Source organism: Methylotenera versatilis 7 (assembly GCF_000799165.1).
Lineage (GTDB): Bacteria > Pseudomonadota > Gammaproteobacteria > Burkholderiales > Methylophilaceae > Methylotenera_A > Methylotenera_A versatilis_A.
Map to the genome: position 1 here is coordinate 146,938 of NZ_JUGF01000002.1, position 24,137 is coordinate 171,074.

A 24,137-nucleotide genomic window follows, 5' to 3' on the forward strand; every position below is an offset into this window, starting at 1 on the left:
CCAATAAAAAAAGCCGATGCATGCATCGGCTTTTTTATTTCAATCTTAAAACCCTAACTGTTAAATTAAACAATTCCTAAATGATCCAATCCTGCAGACAAATCTTTATCATGCGCATCCTTGCCATGCAACTTCACTTTTAAGCGTAAGTCATTCACAGAATCTGCATTGCGCAATGCATCTTCATAACTAATTGCACCTGATTCATGTAAGTCAAACAGAGCCTGATCAAAGGTTTGCATACCCAATTCGCGTGAACGGCTGATAATTTCTTTAATTTCGTGCACATCGCCTTTGAAGATCAAATCTGAAATCAGCGGCGAATTAATCATAATTTCAATCGCAGCAGCGCGACCAATACCATCTATTTTAGGAATCAATCGTTGCGAAATAAACGCACGCGTATTCAGCGACAAATCCATCAACAACTGATGACGACGCTCTTCCGGGAAAAAGTTGATAATACGATCCAAGGCTTGGTTGGTACTATTAGCATGCAATGTAGCTAGACATAAATGCCCTGTTTCAGCAAAGGCAATCGCATAATCCATGGTTTCACGGTCGCGAATCTCACCAATCAAAATCACATCTGGCGCCTGGCGCAGCGTATTTTTAAGTGCAATATGCCAATTATCGGTATCTACTCCAACTTCGCGCTGGGTGATAATGCAATTTTTATGTTCATGCACAAACTCAACGGGGTCTTCGATAGTAATAATATGCCCATAGCTATTCTCATTGCGGTAACCAACCATAGCTGCCAAAGAAGTGGATTTTCCAGAACCCGTACCACCGACAAAAATCACTAAACCACGCTTAGTCATGGCGATGTCTTTTAATACTTCAGGCAGACCTAAATCTTCAAATTTAGGGATTTTGGTGGCGATGGTTCTAAATACCAAGCCCACAGAGCCGCGCTGTACGAAAGCGTTTACCCTGAATCGTGCAGCCCCAGGCAAGCCAATCGCAAAATTACACTCATTGCTGGCATCAAACTCAGCTGCTTGTTTGTCGTTCATAATAGAACGCCCGATTTCCCGCGCTTGCTGTGCACTTAATATTTGCTGACTGACTGGCGTTAATTTGCCATCAACTTTCATCGCAGGTGGAAAACCAGCGGTGATGAACATATCCGATGCTTTTTTGCTAATCATTAAGCGTAGCAAATCAAATACAAATTTCTCAGCTTGGCCTTTTTCCATCATCGAATCCTAATTTAATTTTCTGGTTATTTTTATATTAAATAAAATTATACTTAACCAATAATTGAGTCTCTATTCGCAGCTTTGCTACGCGCTTCGTTAGCAGAAATAACATTGCGACGCACCAAATCCTGCAGATTCTGATCTAAGGTCTGCATACCGATATTTTGGCCTGTTTGAATCGCAGAATACATTTGCGCCACTTTATTTTCACGAATCAAGTTACGAATCGCCGGTGTACCAATCATAATTTCGTGCGCAGCAACGCGACCCTGCTCATCTTTGGTTTTACATAAAGTTTGCGAGATGACAGAGCGCAATGACTCTGACAGCATGGAACGCACCATTTCTTTTTCTGCCGCTGGGAATACATCCACAATACGGTCCACCGTTTTGGCAGCAGAGCTGGTGTGCAAGGTCCCAAACACCAAGTGACCTGTTTCTGCCGCGCTTAAAGCTAAACGAATCGTTTCCAGATCGCGCATCTCACCCACCAAAATTACATCAGGGTCTTCACGTAGCGCAGAGCGCAACGCATTCTGGAAAGACAAGGTATGTGGCCCAACCTCACGTTGGTTAATCAAACATTTTTTGGATGTGTGCACAAATTCGATTGGGTCTTCTACGGTTAGAATATGGCCCATTTCGTTTTCATTAATATAATCCACCATCGCCGCTAAGGTGGTTGATTTTCCTGAACCTGTAGGTCCTGTTACTAGCACGATACCGCGCGGTGTATTGGCAATTTCCTTAAAAATCGCAGGGCAATTCAGCTGTTCCAAGGTTAATATTTTAGAAGGAATCGTTCTGAATACTGCACCAGAACCACGATTATGATTAAACGCATTCACACGGAAACGTGCTAAATTCGGTATCTCAAATGAGAAGTCGCATTCCAGCGTCTCTTCATAAACCTTGCGTTGCCCATCATTCATAATGTCGTAAACCATGCCATGCACTTGCGTGTGATCCAATGCAGGAACATTGATTTTACGAATGTCGCCATGTACGCGAATCATCGGTGGCAAGCCTGCAGACAAGTGCAAGTCTGATGCTTTATTCTTAACCGAAAAGGCCAGTAAATCTGAAATATCCACTTGCGGCTCCTGCTATAATTTAGGCTTGTGTAAACGATGAAGACGAAACTTCATAAAGTACATTAAACTAATTGTTTAAAGTGTTTGAATTATGACCATAATTGCCGATTCCTTGCAAGCGATTCAAGCAAATATTCACGCAGCGTTAACAGCGGCGGGTAGAAAAGATAACGTGCAATTGCTAGCCGTGAGCAAAGCGCAATCGGCCGACAAACTGCGTAACGCATACTTAGCTGGGCAACGTGCATTTGGCGAAAACTATGTGCAGGAAGCCATTAACAAACAGCAGCAATTAAGCGATTTAAATATCGAATGGCACTTTATTGGCCCTATTCAAAGCAATAAAACCCAACTGATTGCACAACATTTTGATTGGGTGCACTCAGTCGATAGACTTAAAATCGCAGAGCGATTATCCAATGCAAGATCACCTTCGTTACCGCCGTTAAATGTGTGTATTCAAATCAATAGCAGTGAAGAAGCCACGAAAAGCGGCGCTAGTTTGGCTGAAACAATTGCGCTGGCAAATGCTATTAACACCATGCCGAACTTGATATTGCGCGGCTTGATGGCAATTCCTGCGCCTGCTAACGATTACGCAACGCAATGTGCGCAATTTAAAATCGTACACACAGCGTTTAAAAACTTGCAGCAACAAGGGTTCGCAATCGACACACTATCAATCGGTATGTCCGAAGACTATGTTGCAGCGATTCACGAAGGTGCTACCATAGTGCGTATTGGCTCCGCCCTATTTGGGGCACGATCTATTCCTGCATGAACAAACTGAATCAACCAACTAATGAGAATCAACGCATGAAATTAGCTTTTATCGGTGGCGGCAACATGGCTTATGCCCTTATTGTGGGCTTAAAAAATAGACAAGTCGTCATGTCAAACATTCTTGTGATCGAACGTGATGCCAGCAAATGGGGGCAATTAGAGCAACTGGGCGTTCAAGTGAGTGCAGAACTGGCCGATGTGAGTAATTACGATGTCATTGTGCTGGCGATTAAGCCACAGCAATTGCCAGCATTGGCAAAAACATTGGCACCAATTCTAACCACGCAATTGGTGATTTCAATTGCCGCAGGCATTCGTTTAGGCGATTTAAGCCGCTGGCTGGACAATTACCCAACGATTATTCGCGCCATGCCTAACACGCCAGCACAGATTCAAGAAGGCGTAACGGGTTTGTACGCTTTGCCCGATGTATCCGAAAAACATATTGCGCTGGCTGACCAAATACTCAAGGCAGCAGGTAGCACACTATGGTTGGATTCCGAGGAAAAACTGGATGCGGTTACGGCAATCTCTGGCAGCGGCCCTGCCTATGTATTTTATTTAATTGAGGCACTGCAAACGGCGGCGCTTGAATTGGGTTTAAGCGACGATGAAGCCAAACAATTGAGCATTGCTACCTTCAAAGGTGCAAGCTTACTGGCCGATGCGAGCACAACGCCAATCGACATTCTGCGTACACAAGTCACCTCAAAAGGCGGCACTACAGAACAAGGTTTATTGAGCCTGGAAAATTCACAGGTTAAACAAGCGATTACCTTAGCCGCACAAAAAGCCTATCAACGTGCGAAAACTTTAGGTGATGAGTTAGGTCAGGATTAAGTAGTTACAATTTAATAGCCACAGATTTAATATCTATCGATTTAACAACCACAACCAAGGCAATTGTTCATGTTAACAACCGCACTCCAGTTTCTACTCAGCACTGTTTTAAATTTACTAACACTGGTATTTTTGCTGCGTTTTTTTATGCAATTATTAAGAGTACCTTTTGGCAACCCGCTTGGTTTGATGGTGATGACGCTTACAGATTTTGCGGTTAAACCTGCCAGAAAAGTGATTCCTAGCCTCAAAAAGATTGATTTATCTACGTTGTTTTTAGCCTTCGTCACGCAGTTAATATTGCAGATAAGCTTATTAATGCTGCGCAATTTTCCGTTGCTTGTGGCCGGCGACGTTGTTTGGATTGGTTTTGTGGGCTTAAGCGTACTTGGAGTATTGCACACCGCTTTGGATGTGTTTTTTTACGCCATTTTATTGCAGGTCATTTTAAGCTGGGTGAATCCTTATACGCCGATTGCTGGAGTTTTAGATGCTCTGACAAGGCCCATTTTAGCGCCGATACGCAAAGTTATCCCAAGCGCCAGCGGTATCGATTTTTCGCCATTAGTCGCACTTGTTTTATTGCAAATGATCAATATTTCAGTGTTTAAAACATTAGAAATACAATTGCTCGGGCTTTTTTAAATCGCTAAATTGTCGCAAGAAAACTGGCAGAAATCACTTGTTAACGTTAAGTCACCTGGGTAACTGTCCTGAGCGGCTTAACGCTATATCCAAATAATATCAAACGCCTCTCTTGCATATTGGCTATCAGGCTGTAAAGTCACGCGTTTGCTAATAAAATCCGATAGATTCGCCAAACTTTGCGATTCCTCATCCAGCAGCATATCAATCACTTGCGGGCAAGCGATTACTTTAAACTCTTTGGCATTAAACTGTTTCGATTCGCGTAGCAATTCACGCATAATTTCATAGCAGATCGTTTGTGCCGTCTTATGTTCGCCGCGCCCTTGGCACACATCGCAAGGTTCACACAGCAAATGTGCCAAACTCTCTCTGGTGCGTTTACGCGTCATTTCTACCAAACCGAGCGAGGTAAAACCATTAACGCTCGTTCGTGCTCGGTCTAGCTCAACCGCTTTTTTAAGCTCTTCCAATACGATTTCACGCTGACTATCTTCATCCATGTCAATAAAATCTATGATGATGATACCGCCCAAATTGCGCAATCTTAATTGCCGCGCAATACATTGCGTGGCTTCTAAATTGGTTTTAAAAATGGTGTCAGATAGATTTTTGCCACTAACGAAGCTACCCGTATTCACATCCACCGTGGTTAACGCTTCTGTTTGGTCGAAAATCAAATAACCACCGGACTTTAATTCCACTTTGCGCGAAAGAGCACGTTCGATTTCTTTTTCAATATTATAAAAATCAAAAATCGGTCGTTCGCCTTGGTAGTGATACAAAGGCTTAACCGCTTTGGCTACATATAATTCAGCAAACTCTTTTAACTGATTGTAGGTTTCTTTGGAATCCACGCGAATGCTCACCGTTTGATCATTCACGACGTCTCTTAAAATACGCCGAGGCAGGCTTAAATCGTAAAAGACCAGTGAGCGTTCACTCGCCGATTGGCTATCTAGCTGAATTTTCGCCCACACTTTTTGCAAGTACTCGATATCCGCAAGTAATTCCTGATCAGAAGCCGCTTCTGACATGGTGCGGATAATAAAGCCGCCAGAACGCTTTTCTGGCAACAAACCTAGTAAGCGATTACGCAGCATTTCCCGCTCTGTTTCATCTTCAATACGTTGCGACACGCCAATATGTTCTTGATGCGGCAAAAAGACTAAAAAACGCCCTGCAATGCTGACTTCTGTTGTTAATCGCGCGCCCTTGGTGCCAATCGGCTCTTTAATCACCTGCACAATGATTGATTGGCCTTCGCGCAACACATCCTGAATCGGCCGGTCAGTTTGAGGTTCACCATCTATATGGCAATCCATAATGTCCGCAGCATGTAAAAAAGCAGCGCGCTGCAAACCAATTTCAACAAACGCAGATTGCATACCTGGCAATACACGGCACACTTTACCGCGATACACATTGCCAACAATCCCTAGTGACGAACTGCGCTCAATATGCAACTCCTGAGCGATGCCTTGCTCTAGTACGGCAACTCGCGTTTCTTGTGGCGTTACGTTAATTAATATCTCTTGTCCCAATTGCTTACCTTATCTTTTTATTTGTATTTCAAAGTTTATAGAACTCAATCTATTAAAAACCAATTTTATTTAACAGCATCGCCGTTTCGTACACAGGCAAACCCATCACGCCTGTATAACTGCCATCAATGCGTTTAATCCAGTTGCCAGCCAAGCCTTGTATGGCGTAACTGCCCGCTTTATCGCTGTGTTCGTTAGTCGCGATGTACGCTGCTATCATAGCATCGCTAAGTGGCATCATCTCAACCAAGGTAGTGTTTAATGCCACTTCAACTTTCTGATTTAAAACCACTGCCACCGCTGTATGCACTTGATGTTGCGTACCAGATAATTGCTTGAGCATCTGTATGGCATCCGCATCATTTTCTGGTTTGCCAAAAATCGTGTTTTCTAAAGCCACCGTCGTATCTGCCGCCAGAATAGGCATATTCGCATGTTGCCTATTTAATTTTTCTAAAATGGCCAGTGCTTTTTCTTTTGCTAAACGCAACACATAATCCGCTGGCATTTCATGCGCAATCTGCGATTCGTCAATATCAGCTGGCATCACGATACAATCAATACCCATTTGTTTTAATATCGCCACACGGCGCGGACTTTGCGAGGCGAGTATGACTTGTTTTGAAGGATTAATCTGCATCAACTTACCCATTTAATTTAACATACCAGATACTAACAAAGGCTTTAACATTCACAAACGCCAAAACACTTACGATTGATTGAAATGATAGATTTACTTAGTCAGGATTTTACTTATTTACTCAAAATCACCATTGCATTGCTGGCAATTGTGAATCCCATTGGCTGTTTGCCGATTTTCATTAGCGCAACCGATGGCTGGAGCAAGCCTGATCGTGCCAAAACTGCGCGCACGGTGGCAATTACCGTATTCATTGTGTTATGTGCTGCAGCGTTTATTGGCGATGGCATTTTGACTTTTTTCGGTATTTCCATTCCATCGTTTCAAGTGGGCGGAGGTATTTTAATCATGCTGATTTCAATTTCCATGATGCATGGTAAACAAGGCGGCACGCGCCAGACCGCTGAGGAAGCACAAAGTATGGCAGAGCGCGAAGTGATTGCCATTGTGCCGTTAAGTATTCCACTGCTTGCCGGCCCGGGTGCGATTTCCAGCATGATTTTAAGTGCGCAACAACAACCTACTTTATTGGGTCACCTTTCATTAGTGATTCCTGTCGCATTGGTCACAACGGTGATTTGGCTAGTACTCAAACTTTCGGATGGCATTACGCAACGACTTGGCACGATTGGTATCAACATCATCACACGTTTAATGGGGTTGATTTTAGCTGCCATGGCGGTTGAGTTTATCGCACATGGCTTAATCGGTTTGTTTCCACAATTGGCCATTAGCTAAACTTAGAAGCGCTTGAGCTTAATACCCATGATGCTTTTAACGACCAACGTTGCTTTTTTAGGTAAAATAGCCGCTTAGTTAACACAAAGTATGCTCGTGAAAAAATTGCAATTTAAACCCAATTCAACAGTCGCCGCGATTGTCGAACAAAACGGCAAGTTCTTACTGGTTGAAGAAACGACCGATCGTGGTAATCGTTTTAATCAGCCCGCTGGTCATCTAGAAGATAACGAGACACTCATTCAAGCCGTGATTCGCGAAACTTTAGAAGAATCCGCTTATGATTTTACGCCCACCGCTTTACTTGGCATTTATCATTGGAAACACCCGCACAACGATACGACATATTTGCGCTTTGCCTTTATCGGCAAAGTTGGCGCGCATTATCCACAGCAACAATTAGATGATGGCATTATTCGTGCGGTATGGATGACGGTTGACGAAATACGCGAAAAGTCTGCCTTGACGCGTAGCCCGCAAGTGTTAACCTGTATTGAAGATTATTTAAGTGGAACAAGCTATCCGCTGGAAGTGATTACTAACTTATAAATTACAATAATAAAAAATTTAGAGCTTTAAGTCAGACTAGGCGCGAAGAAAATTGAATCGCGCAGCATATGGGTAATATGTAAGCGATTAAATTTTTGTGAGTAACGAAGTATGACGACAAGGTTTAAATTTTATGAGTAAAAAAAGAGTTGTTGTAGGTCTATCAGGTGGCGTCGATTCCTCCGTCACCGCCCTGTTACTAAAACAACAGGGCTATGATGTGGTTGGTCTTTTCATGAAAAACTGGGAGGACGACGACAATGATGAATACTGCTCATCCAAGCAAGATTTAATTGATGCGGTTTCAATCGCAGACAAAATCGGCATTGATATCGAAGCCGTGAATTTTAGTGCCGAATACAAAGACCGCGTATTTGCCAACTTTTTAAGCGAATATGAAGCGGGCCGCACACCAAACCCCGATATTTTATGCAATGCCGAGATTAAATTTAAAGCATTTTTGGACCATGCCATGAGCTTAGGTGCCGATTTAATCGCCACCGGCCATTACGCACAAGTGCGCGAAAACCCGTTAAAACCTGGCTTATTCCAATTACTGAAAGCCGATGACGGCAGCAAAGACCAAAGCTATTTTTTGTATCGTCTTAACCAAGCACAATTAAGCAAAACGTTGTTCCCACTGGGTAAATATTTAAAACGCGAAGTGCGTGAGATTGCCCGTCAAGCAGGCTTAATCAATGCAGAGAAGAAAGATTCAACGGGTATTTGTTTTATTGGCGAACGACCGTTTCAAGAGTTTTTACAACGCTATCTACCCAAAAAACCCGGCGACATCAAAACGCCAGAAGGTAAACTAGTCGGTCAGCATGAGGGCTTGATGTACTACACGCTTGGCCAACGCCAAGGCTTAAAAATCGGTGGCAGCCGCGACAGCAATGGTGAGCCTTGGTTTGTTACGGCAAAAGACATGCTTAAAAATGAGTTGATTGTGGTGCAAGGTCACGAACATCCGTTATTGCTTAACGATGGCTTAAAAGCCAGCCAACTGACTTGGATAGACGATGAAGAGCCCATCACAAACTGGGTTTACGCTGCCAAAACACGTTATCGCCAACCAGATGCGCCTTGTGAGATTGATGCCTTAAACAGTGAAGAAGTAACGGTTAAATTTGGCCAAAAACAATGGGCGATTACCCCGGGCCAATCTGCGGTGGTGTATGAAAGCAATGTTTGCCTAGGTGGTGGGATTATTACCAGCTCGATTTAATTAAGAAGTTCGGGGAATTTCATTACTGGTGCAATATAGTTAGTCTGCAATCATTTGAAAATTCTGCTGCTCTACTGTCACTGTAATTTTTAAAAATCCATATTAAATGTGATTTAACCCAAAACTTTATTTTGGCTGTAATTAGCCATACAGTTGGTTCATTGCAACCAATTTAAAATCCAGCAATAAAAAAATATTAAAAATAACATTATTAATCAACAGGTTACTTTAAAATCTTTACTAGCACAATTATTGCTTTAGTTAAATATATTTAGCTAAATGGTTTTGTCATGCAATGATAGCGCTATCACCATCAAATAAAACATCCTTCTGGTATGGTTTGGATTTACGCTGGGTTTACACGGATTTACTCAAGCACATATTCTTTCACACCAAATGTATACACGCCGCGCAAGATGTTTTGCACGATGCGTTATTGCGCTTCGCTTTTAGCAGGCATGGCTCACATGCGGATGAACCGCATGCTTACTTACGTACAGTCGTCAAAAACTTGCTGACGGATAACTTTCAACTGTCATCCAGATTCGTCACGCTTTCCAACTCTGCAGATGATCAAACAATTGAGCTGCATTTGGCTGATTACTCAGATGCCAATTGGGCATTATCACCTGAAAAAATATTGGATATTCAGCAGCGCCTGCAATCCATTCAGCAAATCATTAATTGCCTACCACCTAAATGCAGAGAAGTATTTTGGCTATTTAGAATAGAAGGTCTGCGCCAAGCGGAAATTGCGGTGCAGTTGAATATTAGCGTTAACATGGTAGAACGCCATGTGATTCGTGCGTTGATTGATATTCGCGCCGCACGTGAGAAATTAGCCTGAATATGCTCATCATTAATAACACGCATCCAAACAGCGAATCATGCTGAACAAGCATCAACAAATTCGTAAAGAAGCCGCCAAATGGTTTGCGCGTATGCAATATGCCGAGGCAGATCACCCAGAGCGCTCAACATTTGAAGCTTGGCTGATGCAAAGCCATGTGCACGCAGATGAGTATTTGGCTATCAGCGCAGCGTGGAATGACTTTGATTCATCCAGCAGAATCAATGCCCTCGCCCAAGCCATGTTGCGCAAAAAAGATAACGCGCAAGCAAGCCGTAAAAAATTAATGCGAATAGCGGGCAAATCACTGGCAATAGCCGCTATCGGTTTATTCAGTTTTTTTGGCTATCAAGCTTGGCAATCTCAACCCATCATGAATTTGGCAAGCAACACGCCAGTAGGCCGAATCAATCAGCAGGCGCTGGAAGATGGCAGCAAATTGACCTTGAACGCCAATACTGATGTAGAAGTCATCTATTATCGCAACAAGCGCCTGGTTAAACTCAAGCGCGGCGAAGCGATTTTTGATGTCGTTAAAGATGTTAATCGCCCCTTTATTGTGGAGTCGCAGTTTGCGCGCGTAACAGTACTGGGCACGCGTTTTGTGGTGAATCAGATTGATGGTCGCGTGATTGTCAGTGTCGACCACGGCAAGGTAAAAGTGGAAAACCTGAATGCCACAGATACCGTGCCAGTTTTAATCACCAATGGCCAGGTTGCAGAAATAAAATCAGGCACTCAAGCCATAAAACTTAATCGCAATGCTGCAGATGCGTTTGCATTCTTGGATGGCAAACTTATTTTTAATGCCGCATCGCTGAATGAAATTGCCGAAAGTTTATCGCGTTATCGCAAAAAACCGATTGTTGCCGCTCAACAAGCAGATTCACCACAAGCAGGCATGCAACCGCACATCACCGCCGTTTTAGACATTGCGGAAATGGAAAACTTCTTAAAATTAATGCCGCAGATAGCTGCAGTTCACGTTAAAAATACCCCAGAAAAAACAGAACTTTCAGCCAAAAACTAACTATTTTTGCGCGTTAACATCAGGATTTTATTTCCCAAACAGTCATATCAGTATCAACCGACTGTTTGAGGCTATCTATGCAAAGTTTTAATTTTAGGCAAACTTCCACTTTTCGCGTGAATAAAACGCACCACTTAATCTCGCTGGCATTACTCACTTTTTGTATCAATGCCTATGCCGAGCCGCTTAATACCAGCCTACCTATCACCATTGATTTACCCATGCAGCCGCTGGCAGAATCATTAAAACAATTCTCAAAAAAATCCGGCTTTAATATCGCGGTAGATAGTGAATTAGTTAAAGACAAAATGGCACCTGCGGTAAAAGGTAACTACGAATCAAACGAAGCGCTAAAAAAAATATTAAATGACAGTGGGCTGGAAGCCAATATGGAAGGCACAACCGCTATTATCAAGCGCGAGCGCGTTGCCCCCACCAAAACCGAAGCTATCCAGCTAGACCAAGTACAAGTCCGTGCCAAACGTTTTTACGAAATAGGCCCTTTGCCAGGTTTAGGTTTAACTAAAGAACAAATCCCCGGCAACGTACAAAGCATCACTGCCAAAGAGATCAAGGAATCTCACTCATTAAGCATTACCGACTTAATGAACAAGAAGTTGCAATCCGTCACCGTCAACGACTACCAAGGCAACCCTTTTCAAATGGACGTGCAATACAGAGGCTTTACCGCAGGTCCACAAATTGGCACACCACAAGGTCTATCAGTGTTCTTTGACGGTATCCGTGTCAATGAACCCTTTGGAGATGTCGTCAACTGGGACATGATTCCCATGAACGCATTAGCCAGTGTCGATGTGTTCCCAGGATCCAATCCCATATTTGGATTAAACACATTAGGTGGTGCTTTTACGGTTAAAACCAAAGATGGTTTTAATCATGAAGGTTTTGATGCAGAAGTATTAAGCGGCTCATTTGGCCGTAAACAACTACAAGTAGAAGGTGGTTGGAACAATGGTACGGTTGCTTTGTTTGGCGCAGGCAACTTATTTTTAGAAGATGGCTGGCGTGATAATTCACCGAGTAAGGTGAATCAATTTTTTGGTAAAGCCAGCTACCGAGGTGACAAGCTAGATTTAAGCTTTAGCAGCTTAATTGTAGGCACAGACTTAACTGGTAACGGCTTACTACCGAGTGAAGAGTATGCCAGAGATCCAACCAGTGTATTTACTGGCCCAGATGAAACGAAAAACAGGCTACAGCAATTTCAGCTTAGCAGTAGCTACTTCGTCAATGACAATTTCACCATCACGGGTCAAGTGTATAGGAGAAACAGTGACCGTAAACAGGTGGGTGCTGACGTTTTTACCGATTATGGTGAGGAGCTTGAGACGATGCCGCGCACTTTGGGCGCTGGTGAGCGAACATGTTTGTTTGCGAGTACTGGCCCTAATAAAGGTGTTCCGGACTATTATGTTATCCCTATAGCTGCTGATGCCAATGGTAATGCAGATATTTCTACTTCAGCGTTTTATGATGACCTTCTTAATAATTACTCAAGCGACCCAAATTATCCAGACGGCAGAATTTACATAGACCCGGCAGCCTATCAGGGCTTTAAAAATGCGTTTTTACCCAATGCCTATGTTACTAATATTCTGCAATGGATAAGTCACGGGAAAAACTACAAAGAAACAAGCAATTATAACCGAGCTGCGATTGAGCCGCCCTCAACTGGCCCTGCACTATTAGATTCTGCTGGTAACCCTGTGTTAGATAATAGCGGAATACCCATCCCCACTTATAGCGGGGGTCTATTTTTCCTTGAACAGCTACCTGTAGATATGCCAGGTAGCAATATTCTTTTGGCTACTGTAGACCCGCTCTATTATTATTCATTCGCTGATGATAATACATTCACTACAAATGGCTTTCAGATCCCACCAGGTACGTTGGTTAAAAACTTTGTGGTTTTACAAGCCCCTACCAATAATGAAGCCTGCGCTGCAGGTGCTGCTGCAATTAATCAATATAAAGCTGATTTAGGCATGAACCAATATGTAGATGGCATATATGGCGGTTTTGACCCTGTTACGGGGAAAAGTTACCCAGGCATAGTAGAGGGAACCCCTACCGCTATTTTTAACAACAACAAAATTACTCAAATTGTCGATGGCGCGTCTATCCAGTTTAACTGGAATCTTGAAAAGCATAAATTCATGGTCGGCGCGTCTATCGATGCTGCTAGTGCTGAATACAAAAATACAAGCCAGTTAGGCTTTCTCACGATAGATCGAGAGGCATATTTAGATCCTGCACAAGCGCATCCGATGTTTGCTGGTGCTTTCCAAACGATCAGTAATAATGATTTTAGTGGTACCAATACTACGAAAAGTATTTACTTTAGCGAAACTTGGACACCTGTAGACAATTGGAACTTTAGCGCCTCTGGGCGTTATAACGAGACTAAAACTAAAAACAAAATTGCCGCGCGCTATGGTATTGCGGCTTTCGCAATAGGTGATGTCATTAGCTACCCTGATGATTACAACGTGTGTGATGGGGATTGCAGTACCAATAAACCGCCAACTTATATCAGGCCTTCAAATCTCTTTAATGCTTTGAATAAAGCGGAGACTGAGAAATTTAGTTTCAATTCATTTAATCCATCCTTGGGCGCGACTTGGCAAGCCAAAGAGAGTTTGAATATATTTGCTAACTGGGCTAAAGGTACACGCACGCCAAGTGTGATCGAGTTGGGCTGTGCGTTTGATAGAACCCCAGTGTTTACTCGATTCTCAGACCCAGATGGTGATGGCGTGGTAGACACTCCTAACTTTATGCCGAAAAGTATTCTTGAGAATCGCCAATGTACACTCCCCACCACTCTTTCTGGTGACCCGTTTTTACCTCAAATTAAAGCTACTACTTATGATCTAGGCATGCGTGGCACTTTAAATAGTTTCTTGGGGGCCACTGATCTGCAATGGAATTTAGGCGCTTATCAAACTGATTTAAAAGACGATATTTATTTTGTGGCTGTCGGTAATGGAGCAGGATTTTTTGACAGTATTGGCAACACCCGCCGTCGTGGTATTGAGGCAGGCTTGTCCGGTAGAAAAGATAAATGGGGCTTTAGTCTCAACTACGGCCTCACGGATGCTACCTTTCAAGATAGTTTTTTAATGCTTAATGAAGACAATAGTAGTAGTCAGTTTGTAAATGGTTATGGAAATGCAATTCAAGTGAAAAAAGGCAATCGTATGCCAGGTGTATCGCTACATAACCTGAATGCCAGCGTAAGTTATGAAGTGACACCTAAATGGCAAGTGGGTTTAAGTGCTGTACTTCATTCCGATAGTTTTGTGCGTGGAAATGAAAATAATGAGCACAGAAAAGGTGCCCTTGTTCCAGGCAGGGATAATATCGGTCCGGTAGGCAATGCACTGCTTCAACCTGCTGGCAATCCAGGCACAGTGCCAGGCTATGCTGTCTTTAATTTCCAAACCAGCTATAAATTCAACACAGAATGGACAGCGAGCATGCTGGTGAATAACGTATTTGATACAGAATATTTTACCGCTGGGCGCTTAGGCCGTAATCCATTTTCACCATCAATCAATGGTGCAATTGGGCCAGATGGTTATAACCATAACTCTAGCGATTGGCGTAGTACTAACTTTATTTCACCCAGTGCACCACGCGGAGTTTGGTTTAGTTTGAACTGGCGGTTTGACCCGAATAAGAAGTAATATTGCTTAATAAAGCTCTTAAATATGTTAATAAAAAATATAAAAACATCAAAAGATTTAAACCCATCAGAGCCTGCTGACCTTGCCACTATTGTGCGTGAGGTAAAGCAGCATGGGTTTTATTCAGCATTTTGTACTAACTTAGTGCCAGATATTGCTGACCATGATGTGTTAATGAGTGAGATTAAAAAGCTGGCAATCCGCGCACAATTGCAGGTGACGTTTAATGCAGAGGAAAGTATTTGTATTTTTGAGGCTGATGATAAGGCTTGATTCATCAAACTTAAGTTATTTAGGCTGGCTTTTAGCCTCAGCCTGAACAGCATCATTAGTCATTAACGTAATCGTTTTGCCGCTTTCGCTAGTGATAATCAATGCGCCAACTTGTGATAACTCCACCTTTTCTGCCGCGCTTAGTATGGCAATATATTCATTTTCTAGCTGCATTAATGCCGGTGCACACATCATTCTGGTGCTTATCATTGGTGGAATAACGGCTAGTTTATTACCGGTTAACGTGTAGCGGCCAGAATAGTTGTTGCAGCCAGATTTACCTGAGATGCGATCATCATCGCCAAACATTAATGTGACGTGTGCGTTATCGATGATTCCGTGCTGGTTAATGTCTTCTACTTGCCAAGTTTTGTTGATTATTTGTGCGGGTGATAATGTATTTTGCATAGAAACTGATGTTACGGTGTTTGGTTTTGCACAGGCGCATAGCATTAAAAATGGCAGCATTGCCAGGTAAACAGTTTTGGGCCTTATCATCACTTATCTCGATTCTGTGTTTTTTTAGAAATACGAATTGTAGTGCGTTGTTCAACCCGCGCTTAGACTACAGCCAATTAGTTACAACCCTCTACATAATATACTTGCGGCTCTACGCCAATACGCCAGTTGATCACGATATTATTTGCGTCCGTTTCAAATATCAAGCGCGCACTGCTTGGTTTGTTTTCTGCCCCAGCTTGAGTTGGTGTCACGATTAAGGTATGTGCGCCATCAATATATTTGTGCGGTTGATTTTCAACATGACCAGCGTGGGCTTGCATCACTTTTTCCATGGTATCGCCCACCACAATATTGCCTGGTGCGACCCATTTTGGATCATCAACATCGTAGCGCACAAACTGGCCATCCTCCAGCATAAAAGCAATGCCTTGTTGCGGCTTAGGCAACGGATCTAAGCGTAAATAATAGCAAGTCGCACCAACGGCAGGTTTGTCAGCATTAAGCGGACGACCCCATGACATACGTACAGACTCTTCATTATCACCAAATTTTGCGGGACCAAAGCCTTCAAAGTTAATCACTTCTGGGGTGTAATTTTTTTCAGGCAGGCTTGCTGCCGAATTGGCGTTAGGCGATTGCGCGGTCGGTTCAGTCTCAGGCTCTTTGGCCTTATCACAGGCGGCAAGCAAGGCTGTAAGCAGTAATGTGAAAACGATATATTTGCTGGGGCGTTGCATGGCGAATTTACTTTTTGTTTTTTTGCAATGTAATACTGAAGTGTAATCCCATTTGATTTACATATAAAGTTTTAGATTACAAGCATAGCTGACCACTCGTAACTTCTATAAAGAAGCTGCAAGCACTTGAACGTACCAAGCATCTTGCAGCTTTTGCATGACGGTTTTTCTAATTAAATCAGATGTGAGAAAGCCCAATATAAGCTACCGGAAAGTAGCATGGCCATTGGCAGAGTTAATACCCAAGCAGTCAATAAATTACGAATCGTCGACATTTGCAGACCTGATTTATTTGCCGCCATCGTGCCTGCCACGCCTGAAGAAAGCACATGCGTGGTCGAAACCGGCAAACCAAATACATCAGCCGCGCCAATCATCGACATGGCGACCAGTTCCGCCGATGCGCCTTGCGCATAGGTGAGATGCGTCTTACCGATTTTCTCACCAACGGTAATCACGATACGCTTCCAACCGACCATTGTGCCAAGCCCTAAAGCGATGGCTACTGCAACTTTAACCCAAAGCGGAATAAATTTTGTGGCGTTATCCAGCTCCTTTTTAAAGGCGGTCAAATTCGCTTTTGTGTCGCCGCTAAACGTTACCGCTTTATCTTTATCTAAAAAGCGGATAGTTTCTGAAGCCAGATACATATCATTTCTTACGTTGCCAACGACTTCAGCAGGCACGCGTGAAAACGAACCATGCTCTTTTACCTGTGCGCCAATAATGCCTGTTACTGCGGCCAAAGCAGGCAACACTTCTGGCGTGACAGTTTTTGTGCGTACATACTCAGATAAAGTGTGGCGAGGATCAGTTGGGGCTGTTGCAGGTGCAATACTAATAATGGATTGTTGCGTTACTTGCGCGACCGCCACAAATTGCGTCATCTGGTCTACGGGCATAGCACGGTTCAGCGCATATGCCATTGGCACTGTACCAACCAAAATCAGCATAATTAAACCCATCCCTTTTTGTCCGTCATTAGAACCATGTGCGAACGATACGCCAGTACAGGTAAGAATTAACAGGCTGCGAATCCAGAGCGGTGGCGGCTTGTTGCCTTTTGGCTCTTCGTACAGCTCTTTGTTTTTAACTAAAACTTTCAGCGCTAACAGTAACAGCGCGGCAATCACAAAACCAATCACGGGTGATAGTAATAATGAATAGCCGATTTTAGTGGCTTGCGCCCAATCTACGCCACTGGTGCCATCGCGGCCGTGCATCAGCGCGTTTGCCACGCCAACACCAATAATCGAGCCAATCAATGTGTGCGAAGATGACGCAGGTAAGCCTAGCAGCCACGTACCTAAATTCCAGATAATAGCGGCGATTAACAAAGCGAATACCATGGCGAAGCCAGAACCGGCGCCCACTTGTAAAATAAGCTCTACCGGTAGTAAGGCGATAATACCAAAAGCCACAGCACCACTGGAAAATAGCACACCTAAGAAGTTAAACACGCCTGACCAAACCACTGCGACATTGGGCGGCATGGAGTGCGTATAAATCACGGTGGCGACTGCATTTGCTGTGTCATGAAAGCCATTCACAAATTCAAAAGCCAGCGCAATAACTAATGCAACGCCTAATAAAATGAACGGCAAATAGGTAGTGGTTTTTGCCCCGGTTTCAGAAACATCATGCATGAGACTAAAGGCGGTAAATATCAAGCCGCCCATTAGTAAAGTAATAAAAACAAACAAAGTCACCTTACTAGGCTTGCTGTCTAAATTGGGTCGAGACGGTCTTGCTGTATTTACCGATGAGGCGATTGAGCTCATGATGAATGATTCCTAAGAGATTTATTTAATTGGAAAGCCGTTTAACAGTATTTGTGCTGTTGATGACAAATTGATGACAACGGCTTAATAGTCGATTGATTGCCTATCGTTTGCATGGTGATCAACTTAATAAACTTCAGGCACAAACATACTCGGCGGCACCGGCTGACGTACATAGTCGTCATGATGCTCGCGTTGTGGCAACTCAATAATGGGACGCTTTATTTCTTCGTAGGACATTTGATTCAGCAAATGGTGAATACAGTTAAGCCGTGCTTTTTTCTTATCAACGGCTTCTACAATATGCCAAGGCGCTTCATCAATATGTGTGCGTTCCAGCATCACTTCTTTGGCTTTGGTATACAGTTCCCAACGGCGACGCGATTCCAAATCCATCGGGCTGAGTTTCCATTGTTTAAGCGGATCGTGTGCACGGCCTAAAAAGCGCAGATGTTGTTCTTCATCTGAAATGGAAAACCAGTATTTAATGACCTGAATGCCTGAGCGCACTAGCATTCTTTCAAAGTCTGGCACTGAGCGGAAAAACTCTTCATATTGTGCGTCGTCACAAAACCCCATCACCCGCTCAACGCCCGCACGGTTATACCAGCTGCGGTCAAACAAAACCATTTCGCCAGCGGCGGGTAAATGGGAAACATAACGCTGAAAATACCATTGCGTGCGTTCACGCTCATTGGGCGCAGGTAATGCGGCAACGCGACAGATGCGCGGATTCAAGCGCTGCGTGATACGCTTGATCACACCACCCTTGCCCGCTGCATCGCGACCTTCAAAAATAATCACAACTTTGTGGCCGGTGGCTGCAACCCAATCCTGCAATTTCACCAGCTCAGCTTGCAGGCGAAATAGCTCTTTAAAGTAGATGCGGCGATATTCTTTGCTACGATTTGCATCATTGCCGGAGAGTGAATCTAGGTGATTGTCTTCTAACTCAAGCTCTAACTCTTCATCCAGATTATCGATCAAGTCATTGTGAATACGCTCCATGACTTCTGCGTCATTTAAATTCATGTTTAATCTCGATATTTAATTAACTTAATTAAATACAGAATAGTGATTTTTGATGACGGTTTTGTGACAATGCAATTTAATGCCAAAAACTGATGCGTTTAGATCGCTACAATAATTTGATGCCTTGCAATTTTTCTGCACAAACGTCGCGAATAATACGCGCTAAATCTTTGGCATAAGGCCGTGCCATCATTTCATTGGTACCGATTGCATACAGCTCTGACCACAAGCCTTTAGCGCCGATTGGTTTAGCCAATACATAATCATGCTCTACATAACTTTGAATACCCCAGCTTGGCAAAGCCGCCAACCCGCGGCGACTGGCGACTAATTGCATAATCGCAATGGTTAACTCGGCTGTGCGGCGATTGAAGTGAATTTCCGCAGGCTTTAATACTTGTTTGATCACATCAATGCGGTCCTCTGGCACTGGGTAAGTAATCAAGGTTTCATCACTAAAATCCTGCGCAGTTAATCGTGATTTATTACGCAAAACATGGTCGGTGGGAAGCACGGCCATAATCTCAAATTTAAATAATGGCAGATGATTCAATAATTGCGGATGATTTGAGTTGCTGATTTTTTCAGACAGGATATTGGGCAAACCGCCAATCACCACATCTGCTTTATCCTCACCCAAAAGATGCCACGGATCGCTATGAAACCCAGCCACCAAATCGATTTCCACCTCCGGCCAGGCGCGCCTGAATGCATCCATCACTGGCGTCAGCCAGTCAAAACAGGTGTGGCATTCTAAAACGATTCTCAACTCACCAGATTGATCGCTTTTTAAGCGAATCAAATCACGCTCTGATTTCTCAATTAACGGCAACAATTCATTGGCTAAGTCTAACAGCCGTTGCCCCGCCGGCGTAAAGCGCAAGCCTTGCGCGCTACGCTGAAAAAGCGTGATTGCATAATGCGCTTCCAGCGCACGTATTTGATGAGAAAGTGCTGATTGCGTTAAAAAGACACGCTCTGCAGCTAAGCCCAACTTGCCTGTTTCTGCGATGGCTTTTAGCGATTTTAAATGGCGGATTTCTAGCATATTTAACTGACCAAATTTTATTGATATGAATTTAATTCAAATTTATCACAAAAACTTTCGCTTTATTAAAAAATTTCATCGGGACACAATGCATGCCTTGGTTAATTCGCAGAGCATGACTTAACTATAAAGTTAATTAACAAAATGAGTTAACACAAAAATTTACTGAATATTTAGGTGGTTAAAATGACAACAAAAACAGTTAAGGCCCATATTTTGGGCTATCCGCGCATTGGCGCAAAACGCGAATTGAAATTTGCGCTGGAATCATTCTGGCGCCGCGAATCCTCATCTGAAGATTTGCAAAATACCGCAAAAACATTACGAACAGCACATTGGCAAAAACAGCAAGATGCCGATTTGGCATTTGTGACCAGTAATGATTTTTCGCAGTATGACCACGTGCTAGATCACACGGTTTTATTTGGTGCACAACCAAAACGTTTCTCTAAATTGCCTTTTGGTGAAAAAAGCATTTCGCCTGAAAACGCTTATTTCGCACTGGCGCGCGGCAATTTAGAGCAACCAGCGATGGAAATGACTAAATGGTTCGATACGAATTATCACTATATCGTGCCGGAATTAAATGCCGATACACAGTTTTCAATCAACGCGCATGATTTCTTAAACCAAATCGACGAAGCGCAAAAGCTTTCCAAAAACGTGAAACCCGTTCTACTTGGCCCAGTGAGCTTTCTATATTTAAGCAAAGCACGCGGCGTAAACAAGTTAGATTTATTGGATAACTTAGCGCAGCAATATGCGCATTTGCTGCAAGAGTTGCATGCTAAAAAAATCGAATGGCTGCAGATTGATGAACCGATTTTTGCGCTGGATTTGGATGATGCTTGGCTGAAAGCCTTTGAGCGCGCTTATGCATGGTTTAGAACATCACGCCCAAAACTATTGTTAACCACTTATTTTGCCAATGTATCACGTTACCAAGGTCTTATCGCAACCTTGCCTGTAGATGGCATTCACTTGGATTTAGTGCGCGCGCCTGAGCAATTAGGCCCCTGGGTAAATACGATTCCGAGTTATTGGGTGTTATCGGCTGGCATCATTGATGGCCGCAATATCTGGCGCACCGATCTGGATAAAGCACTGGCATTGTTAGAGCCTTGGGCACAAAGATTAGGCGAGCGTCTGTGGGTTGCACCAAGTTGCTCACTGCTGCACACACCAGTGACTTTAGAACATGAAGTTAAATTGGATGCAGAGATTAAATCCTGGTTAGCATTCGCGGATGAAAAACTGGTTGAGCTGAATGTGATTGCTAAAGCTTTAAACCACGGCATTGATTCTGTTGCAGCTGAACTTAGCATTTCACGTGCCGCAATCGCCTCACGTAACCATTCAGCGCGTGTGCACAATGCCGATGTAAAAGCACGCATCAGCACACTAAACAAAGTGAACGAAAACCGCGAAAGCGCATTTAACGTTCGTCAAATCACACAGCGTACACGTTTGAACTTACCATTATTACCCACAACGACTATTGGTTCATTCCCGCAAACGCCTGATATTCGCGCCAGCAGAGCAGCGTTCAAAAAAGGCGAAATCAGCCAAACCAAGTATGATGCAGATATGGAGTCGCACATTGCCTACGCCATCCGCGAGCAAGAAGAGTTGGGCTTGGATGTGCTGGTGCATGGCGAAGCAGAACGTAACGACATGGTGGAATTTTTTGGCGAACAACTGGCTGGTTATGTGTTTACGCAAAATGGCTGGGTGCAAAGCTATGGCTCGCGTTGCGTGAAACCACCGGTTATTTATGGCGATGTATACAGACCGCAAGCGATGACAGTAGAAACCGCGCGTTTTGCACAGTCGCTGTCTACACGTCCGGTAAAAGGTATGCTGACTGGCCCGATTACCATGTTGCAGTGGTCTTTTGTACGCGATGACCAGCCACGCGAAACGACCGCGTTGCAATTGGCACTGGCGATTCGCGATGAAGTGGATGATTTGCAAAATGTAGGTATCGCAGTTATTCAGATTGATGAGCCCGCCTTGCGCGAAGGCTTACCGCTACAAAAAGCCGCTTGGGCACATTATTTGGCTTGGGCAGTGCGTGCATTCAAGCTTTCTGCCAGCGTGGCAAAAGACGATACGCAGATTCACACGCATATGTGTTACGCAGAATTTAACGATATTCTGCCAGCGATTGCTGCGATGGATGCTGATGTCATCACCATTGAGACTTCACGTTCGGCCATGGAATTATTAGATGGCTTCGGTGAGTTTTCTTATCCAAATGAAATCGGTCCAGGCGTTTACGATATTCATTCACCACGCGTACCAAGCATAGAGGCGATGGAAAAACTGGTGAAACGTGCTTTTGATGTGATTCCAGCAGAGCGGATTTGGATTAACCCTGATTGCGGCCTGAAAACCCGCGGTTGGGATGAAACTAAGCTTGCGTTGCAAAACATGGTGACGGTTGCGAAAAACCTGCGCAAAAGTCTAGTCGCGGCTTAAACTGTGCTACTTCAATAGTTAAATCATATTTCGGTACAAAATTGATTTGTACCGAAATATTGAAATTAATTCTTAATCGTTTGCGGTTTAAACGAATAGAATAAATTCGGCTCACTCATAATATAAATTCGGCCATCTGAGCCCACCGTAATACCTTCTGCCTGCGGCACGTGCTCTTTTAAGCCATGGAAACCTTTCCACAACGCCAGCGCACCAATCGCTTTTCCATCTTCAGAATACTCTTTAATTAAACGTGATTCGTCGCTCAATAACAATAAATGGCCTGTTCCGTTGTCGTAAGCGATAGAAGACAAATCTCGCATCGCCCATTTAATGGCGGTTTCAAAAGCTTCTATTCTCTTGATTTCAATATTCAGCGGCTTGCCGATTTCTGCCTCAAAAAACCCCGTGACAGACATTACGTATTTAGGGTCGCGCTCCTTCACCACTAACAAGCGCTGATGATTATCATCCCAGGAAACGCCTTCAAAATTTTTGTTGCCAGAAGGATTAATGCTCAGCTTGAGTTTAGGTACATTTCTCACATCGATATCAACCGAATCATCTTCGATAATGACTAAAATCAATCGATTATCGCGCTCATCTGCGATGACATAGCGGTTATCGGCAATATGCGTGATGCCCTCCATATCGTCCACGCCAGTCACATGAATCTTTCTAATCACCTGCCCATTCAAATCCAATTCGACTATCTGCGATTCTTGATTAAGCACGGTAAAAAGTGTGTTGGTTTTCGCGTTATGCGTAAAACCAGAGGCGTTCTTCAACTCTGGAATCACTAGCCCATCGATTTCAACTTGGTAATCTTTCAGGTTATGTGAGTGTGCCTCATGCGGATTTTTAAAAGCATGCCAGTAGTACCAAGCGATTGCTTCTAATTTCAATACATAAACAGCGATGATTAGCAAAAAAGTTGAAACAAATATCCAAAAAAACTTACTTTTATACATGTTAATTTTAAATCCTAACAATGTTAATACGCAGTCGCCAGCTTAAAGCATTCAAGCGAACGATTCTCATTTTTGCACTAAAAATTAGTGTCCTAAATTGTTTTAAGCTTTAAAAAAACTCAAAAATTAAATACTTTAAAAACATATATATAGGCAATTTTTGGCAAACATTATCAATATATTGTGTTTTAAGTATTGAATTTATCCTCTATCTTGCGTTATAGTCTATCCACACGGTTTTCAAGTTCATCAACAAACTTGAGATAAAAGGGAATCTGGTGCGGTGCTTGTAAACGCTCAAGCATTAAATCCAGGGCTGCCCCCGCAACTGTAATCAGAGAGTTATTTGTACGCTATTTATTCATAGCATTCTGCCACTGAACATATTCTGTTTGGGAAGGCTGCAAATGATGATGACCTGAGAGCCAGGAGACCTGCCGCGTACATTTTTTGCGTCGAATTTAAGGTTAACTTAACCATAAAAATCACGCAAAAC

21 protein-coding genes and 1 riboswitch are annotated in these 24,137 nt (G+C 43.3%); of the genes, 11 read left to right on the top strand and 10 right to left on the bottom strand.

The window, feature by feature from the left end; genetic code table 11:
• Positions 1-65: 65 nt before the first annotated feature.
• Entirely contained in the window at positions 66-1,202 is a 1,137-nt protein-coding gene (locus tag K370_RS04700) for a PilT/PilU family type 4a pilus ATPase (protein WP_047541640.1), read from the bottom strand.
• Between the two features lie 53 nt (positions 1,203-1,255).
• Positions 1,256-2,299, bottom strand: a complete 1,044-nt coding sequence (locus tag K370_RS04705) for a type IV pilus twitching motility protein PilT (RefSeq protein WP_047539364.1) — start codon at positions 2,297-2,299, stop codon at positions 1,256-1,258.
• Positions 2,300-2,390: 91 nt separating this feature from the next.
• Between K370_RS04705 and K370_RS04710 the strand changes: the two genes are divergently transcribed.
• The 3 genes from K370_RS04710 to K370_RS04720 all read left to right on the top strand — a co-directional run bounded on the left by K370_RS04710 (position 2,391) and on the right by K370_RS04720 (position 4,567).
• Positions 2,391-3,080, top strand: coding sequence for a YggS family pyridoxal phosphate-dependent enzyme (locus K370_RS04710; protein ID WP_047539366.1), 690 nt, complete (start codon positions 2,391-2,393; stop codon positions 3,078-3,080).
• Positions 3,081-3,115: 35 nt separating this feature from the next.
• Positions 3,116-3,922: a pyrroline-5-carboxylate reductase gene (gene proC / locus K370_RS04715; protein WP_047541641.1), complete on the top strand. Its 807-nt coding sequence runs from the start codon at positions 3,116-3,118 to the stop codon at positions 3,920-3,922.
• A gap of 69 nt (positions 3,923-3,991) precedes the next feature.
• The gene (locus tag K370_RS04720; protein WP_047539368.1) at positions 3,992-4,567 is read left to right on the top strand and encodes a YggT family protein; all 576 of its coding nucleotides are present in this window, start codon (positions 3,992-3,994) and stop codon (positions 4,565-4,567) included.
• Positions 4,568-4,650: 83 nt separating this feature from the next.
• Here the strand turns inward: K370_RS04720 and rng are convergent, their stop codons facing one another.
• Positions 4,651-6,111 (bottom strand): ribonuclease G, encoded by a 1,461-nt coding sequence (gene rng / locus K370_RS04725; RefSeq protein WP_047539370.1) that lies wholly within the window; start codon positions 6,109-6,111, stop codon positions 4,651-4,653.
• Positions 6,112-6,163: 52 nt separating this feature from the next.
• A complete protein-coding gene (locus K370_RS04730) occupies positions 6,164-6,751 on the bottom strand; it encodes a Maf family protein (protein WP_047541643.1) in 588 nt (195 codons plus the stop codon).
• An 84-nt stretch (positions 6,752-6,835) separates the two neighbouring features.
• Here K370_RS04730 and K370_RS04735 point away from each other — a divergent pair, with 84 nt between their 5' ends.
• The 7 genes from K370_RS04735 to K370_RS04765 all read left to right on the top strand — a co-directional run bounded on the left by K370_RS04735 (position 6,836) and on the right by K370_RS04765 (position 15,129).
• Positions 6,836-7,489 carry a MarC family protein gene (locus K370_RS04735; protein ID WP_047541645.1) on the top strand — a complete coding sequence of 218 codons (654 nt, stop codon included), beginning with the start codon at positions 6,836-6,838 and terminating at the stop codon, positions 7,487-7,489.
• Between the two features lie 90 nt (positions 7,490-7,579).
• The gene (locus K370_RS04740; RefSeq protein ID WP_052185178.1) at positions 7,580-8,038 is read left to right on the top strand and encodes an NUDIX hydrolase; all 459 of its coding nucleotides are present in this window, start codon (positions 7,580-7,582) and stop codon (positions 8,036-8,038) included.
• Positions 8,039-8,171: 133 nt separating this feature from the next.
• The gene (gene mnmA, locus K370_RS04745) at positions 8,172-9,266 is read left to right on the top strand and encodes a tRNA 2-thiouridine(34) synthase MnmA (RefSeq protein WP_047539372.1); all 1,095 of its coding nucleotides are present in this window, start codon (positions 8,172-8,174) and stop codon (positions 9,264-9,266) included.
• Positions 9,267-9,561: 295 nt separating this feature from the next.
• Positions 9,562-10,113 carry an RNA polymerase sigma factor gene (locus K370_RS04750; protein ID WP_047539375.1) on the top strand — a complete coding sequence of 184 codons (552 nt, stop codon included), beginning with the start codon at positions 9,562-9,564 and terminating at the stop codon, positions 10,111-10,113.
• Positions 10,114-10,153: 40 nt separating this feature from the next.
• Complete coding sequence (locus K370_RS04755) at positions 10,154-11,146, top strand: FecR family protein (RefSeq protein WP_047539384.1); 993 nt, start codon at positions 10,154-10,156, stop codon at positions 11,144-11,146.
• 77 nt (positions 11,147-11,223) lie between these two features.
• Complete coding sequence (locus tag K370_RS04760; RefSeq protein ID WP_047539387.1) at positions 11,224-14,856, top strand: TonB-dependent receptor domain-containing protein; 3,633 nt, start codon at positions 11,224-11,226, stop codon at positions 14,854-14,856.
• 24 nt (positions 14,857-14,880) lie between these two features.
• Complete coding sequence (locus K370_RS04765; RefSeq protein ID WP_047539390.1) at positions 14,881-15,129, top strand: hypothetical protein; 249 nt, start codon at positions 14,881-14,883, stop codon at positions 15,127-15,129.
• Positions 15,130-15,144: 15 nt separating this feature from the next.
• Here K370_RS04765 and K370_RS04770 read toward each other — a convergent pair whose 3' ends face one another.
• The 5 genes from K370_RS04770 to K370_RS04790 all read right to left on the bottom strand — a co-directional run bounded on the left by K370_RS04770 (position 15,145) and on the right by K370_RS04790 (position 20,189).
• Complete coding sequence (locus K370_RS04770) at positions 15,145-15,537, bottom strand: META domain-containing protein (protein WP_235272694.1); 393 nt, start codon at positions 15,535-15,537, stop codon at positions 15,145-15,147.
• Positions 15,538-15,704: 167 nt separating this feature from the next.
• A complete protein-coding gene (locus tag K370_RS04775; protein WP_047539398.1) occupies positions 15,705-16,328 on the bottom strand; it encodes a hypothetical protein in 624 nt (207 codons plus the stop codon).
• A 173-nt stretch (positions 16,329-16,501) separates the two neighbouring features.
• Positions 16,502-18,109, bottom strand: a complete 1,608-nt coding sequence (locus tag K370_RS04780; RefSeq protein WP_047539400.1) for an inorganic phosphate transporter — start codon at positions 18,107-18,109, stop codon at positions 16,502-16,504.
• Positions 18,110-18,235: 126 nt separating this feature from the next.
• Positions 18,236-19,141, bottom strand: a complete 906-nt coding sequence (gene ppk2 / locus K370_RS04785; protein ID WP_047539403.1) for a polyphosphate kinase 2 — start codon at positions 19,139-19,141, stop codon at positions 18,236-18,238.
• 106 nt (positions 19,142-19,247) lie between these two features.
• Entirely contained in the window at positions 19,248-20,189 is a 942-nt protein-coding gene (locus K370_RS04790) for a LysR family transcriptional regulator (protein WP_047539406.1), read from the bottom strand.
• Between the two features lie 186 nt (positions 20,190-20,375).
• Here K370_RS04790 and metE point away from each other — a divergent pair, with 186 nt between their 5' ends.
• Complete coding sequence (metE, locus tag K370_RS04795) at positions 20,376-22,670, top strand: 5-methyltetrahydropteroyltriglutamate--homocysteine S-methyltransferase (protein WP_047539408.1); 2,295 nt, start codon at positions 20,376-20,378, stop codon at positions 22,668-22,670.
• Positions 22,671-22,735: 65 nt separating this feature from the next.
• Here metE and K370_RS04800 read toward each other — a convergent pair whose 3' ends face one another.
• Entirely contained in the window at positions 22,736-23,641 is a 906-nt protein-coding gene (locus K370_RS04800) for an SdiA-regulated domain-containing protein (protein ID WP_052185179.1), read from the bottom strand.
• Between the two features lie 217 nt (positions 23,642-23,858).
• Positions 23,859-24,098: riboswitch (cobalamin riboswitch) on the top strand.
• Positions 24,099-24,137: the final 39 nt, after the last annotated feature.

What these genes read in the sequence shown, in the direction of transcription:
- K370_RS04775 (WP_047539398.1), bottom strand. Translation starts at nt 16,328, where the DNA reads ATGCAACGCCCCAGCAAATATATCGTTTTCACATTACTGCTTACAGCC.
- K370_RS04770 (WP_235272694.1), bottom strand. Translation starts at nt 15,537, where the DNA reads ATGCAAAATACATTATCACCCGCACAAATAATCAACAAAACTTGGCAA.
- K370_RS04760 (WP_047539387.1), top strand. Translation starts at nt 11,224, where the DNA reads ATGCAAAGTTTTAATTTTAGGCAAACTTCCACTTTTCGCGTGAATAAA.
- ppk2 (WP_047539403.1), bottom strand. Translation starts at nt 19,141, where the DNA reads ATGAATTTAAATGACGCAGAAGTCATGGAGCGTATTCACAATGACTTG.
- K370_RS04765 (WP_047539390.1), top strand. Translation starts at nt 14,881, where the DNA reads ATGTTAATAAAAAATATAAAAACATCAAAAGATTTAAACCCATCAGAG.
- K370_RS04755 (WP_047539384.1), top strand. Translation starts at nt 10,154, where the DNA reads ATGCTGAACAAGCATCAACAAATTCGTAAAGAAGCCGCCAAATGGTTT.
- K370_RS04750 (WP_047539375.1), top strand. Translation starts at nt 9,562, where the DNA reads ATGATAGCGCTATCACCATCAAATAAAACATCCTTCTGGTATGGTTTG.
- metE (WP_047539408.1), top strand. Translation starts at nt 20,376, where the DNA reads ATGACAACAAAAACAGTTAAGGCCCATATTTTGGGCTATCCGCGCATT.
- K370_RS04730 (WP_047541643.1), bottom strand. Translation starts at nt 6,751, where the DNA reads ATGCAGATTAATCCTTCAAAACAAGTCATACTCGCCTCGCAAAGTCCG.
- mnmA (WP_047539372.1), top strand. Translation starts at nt 8,172, where the DNA reads ATGAGTAAAAAAAGAGTTGTTGTAGGTCTATCAGGTGGCGTCGATTCC.
- K370_RS04800 (WP_052185179.1), bottom strand. Translation starts at nt 23,641, where the DNA reads ATGTATAAAAGTAAGTTTTTTTGGATATTTGTTTCAACTTTTTTGCTA.
- K370_RS04735 (WP_047541645.1), top strand. Translation starts at nt 6,836, where the DNA reads ATGATAGATTTACTTAGTCAGGATTTTACTTATTTACTCAAAATCACC.
- K370_RS04790 (WP_047539406.1), bottom strand. Translation starts at nt 20,189, where the DNA reads ATGCTAGAAATCCGCCATTTAAAATCGCTAAAAGCCATCGCAGAAACA.
- K370_RS04720 (WP_047539368.1), top strand. Translation starts at nt 3,992, where the DNA reads ATGTTAACAACCGCACTCCAGTTTCTACTCAGCACTGTTTTAAATTTA.
- K370_RS04780 (WP_047539400.1), bottom strand. Translation starts at nt 18,109, where the DNA reads ATGAGCTCAATCGCCTCATCGGTAAATACAGCAAGACCGTCTCGACCC.
- K370_RS04740 (WP_052185178.1), top strand. Translation starts at nt 7,580, where the DNA reads ATGCTCGTGAAAAAATTGCAATTTAAACCCAATTCAACAGTCGCCGCG.
- proC (WP_047541641.1), top strand. Translation starts at nt 3,116, where the DNA reads ATGAAATTAGCTTTTATCGGTGGCGGCAACATGGCTTATGCCCTTATT.
- K370_RS04710 (WP_047539366.1), top strand. Translation starts at nt 2,391, where the DNA reads ATGACCATAATTGCCGATTCCTTGCAAGCGATTCAAGCAAATATTCAC.
- K370_RS04700 (WP_047541640.1), bottom strand. Translation starts at nt 1,202, where the DNA reads ATGGAAAAAGGCCAAGCTGAGAAATTTGTATTTGATTTGCTACGCTTA.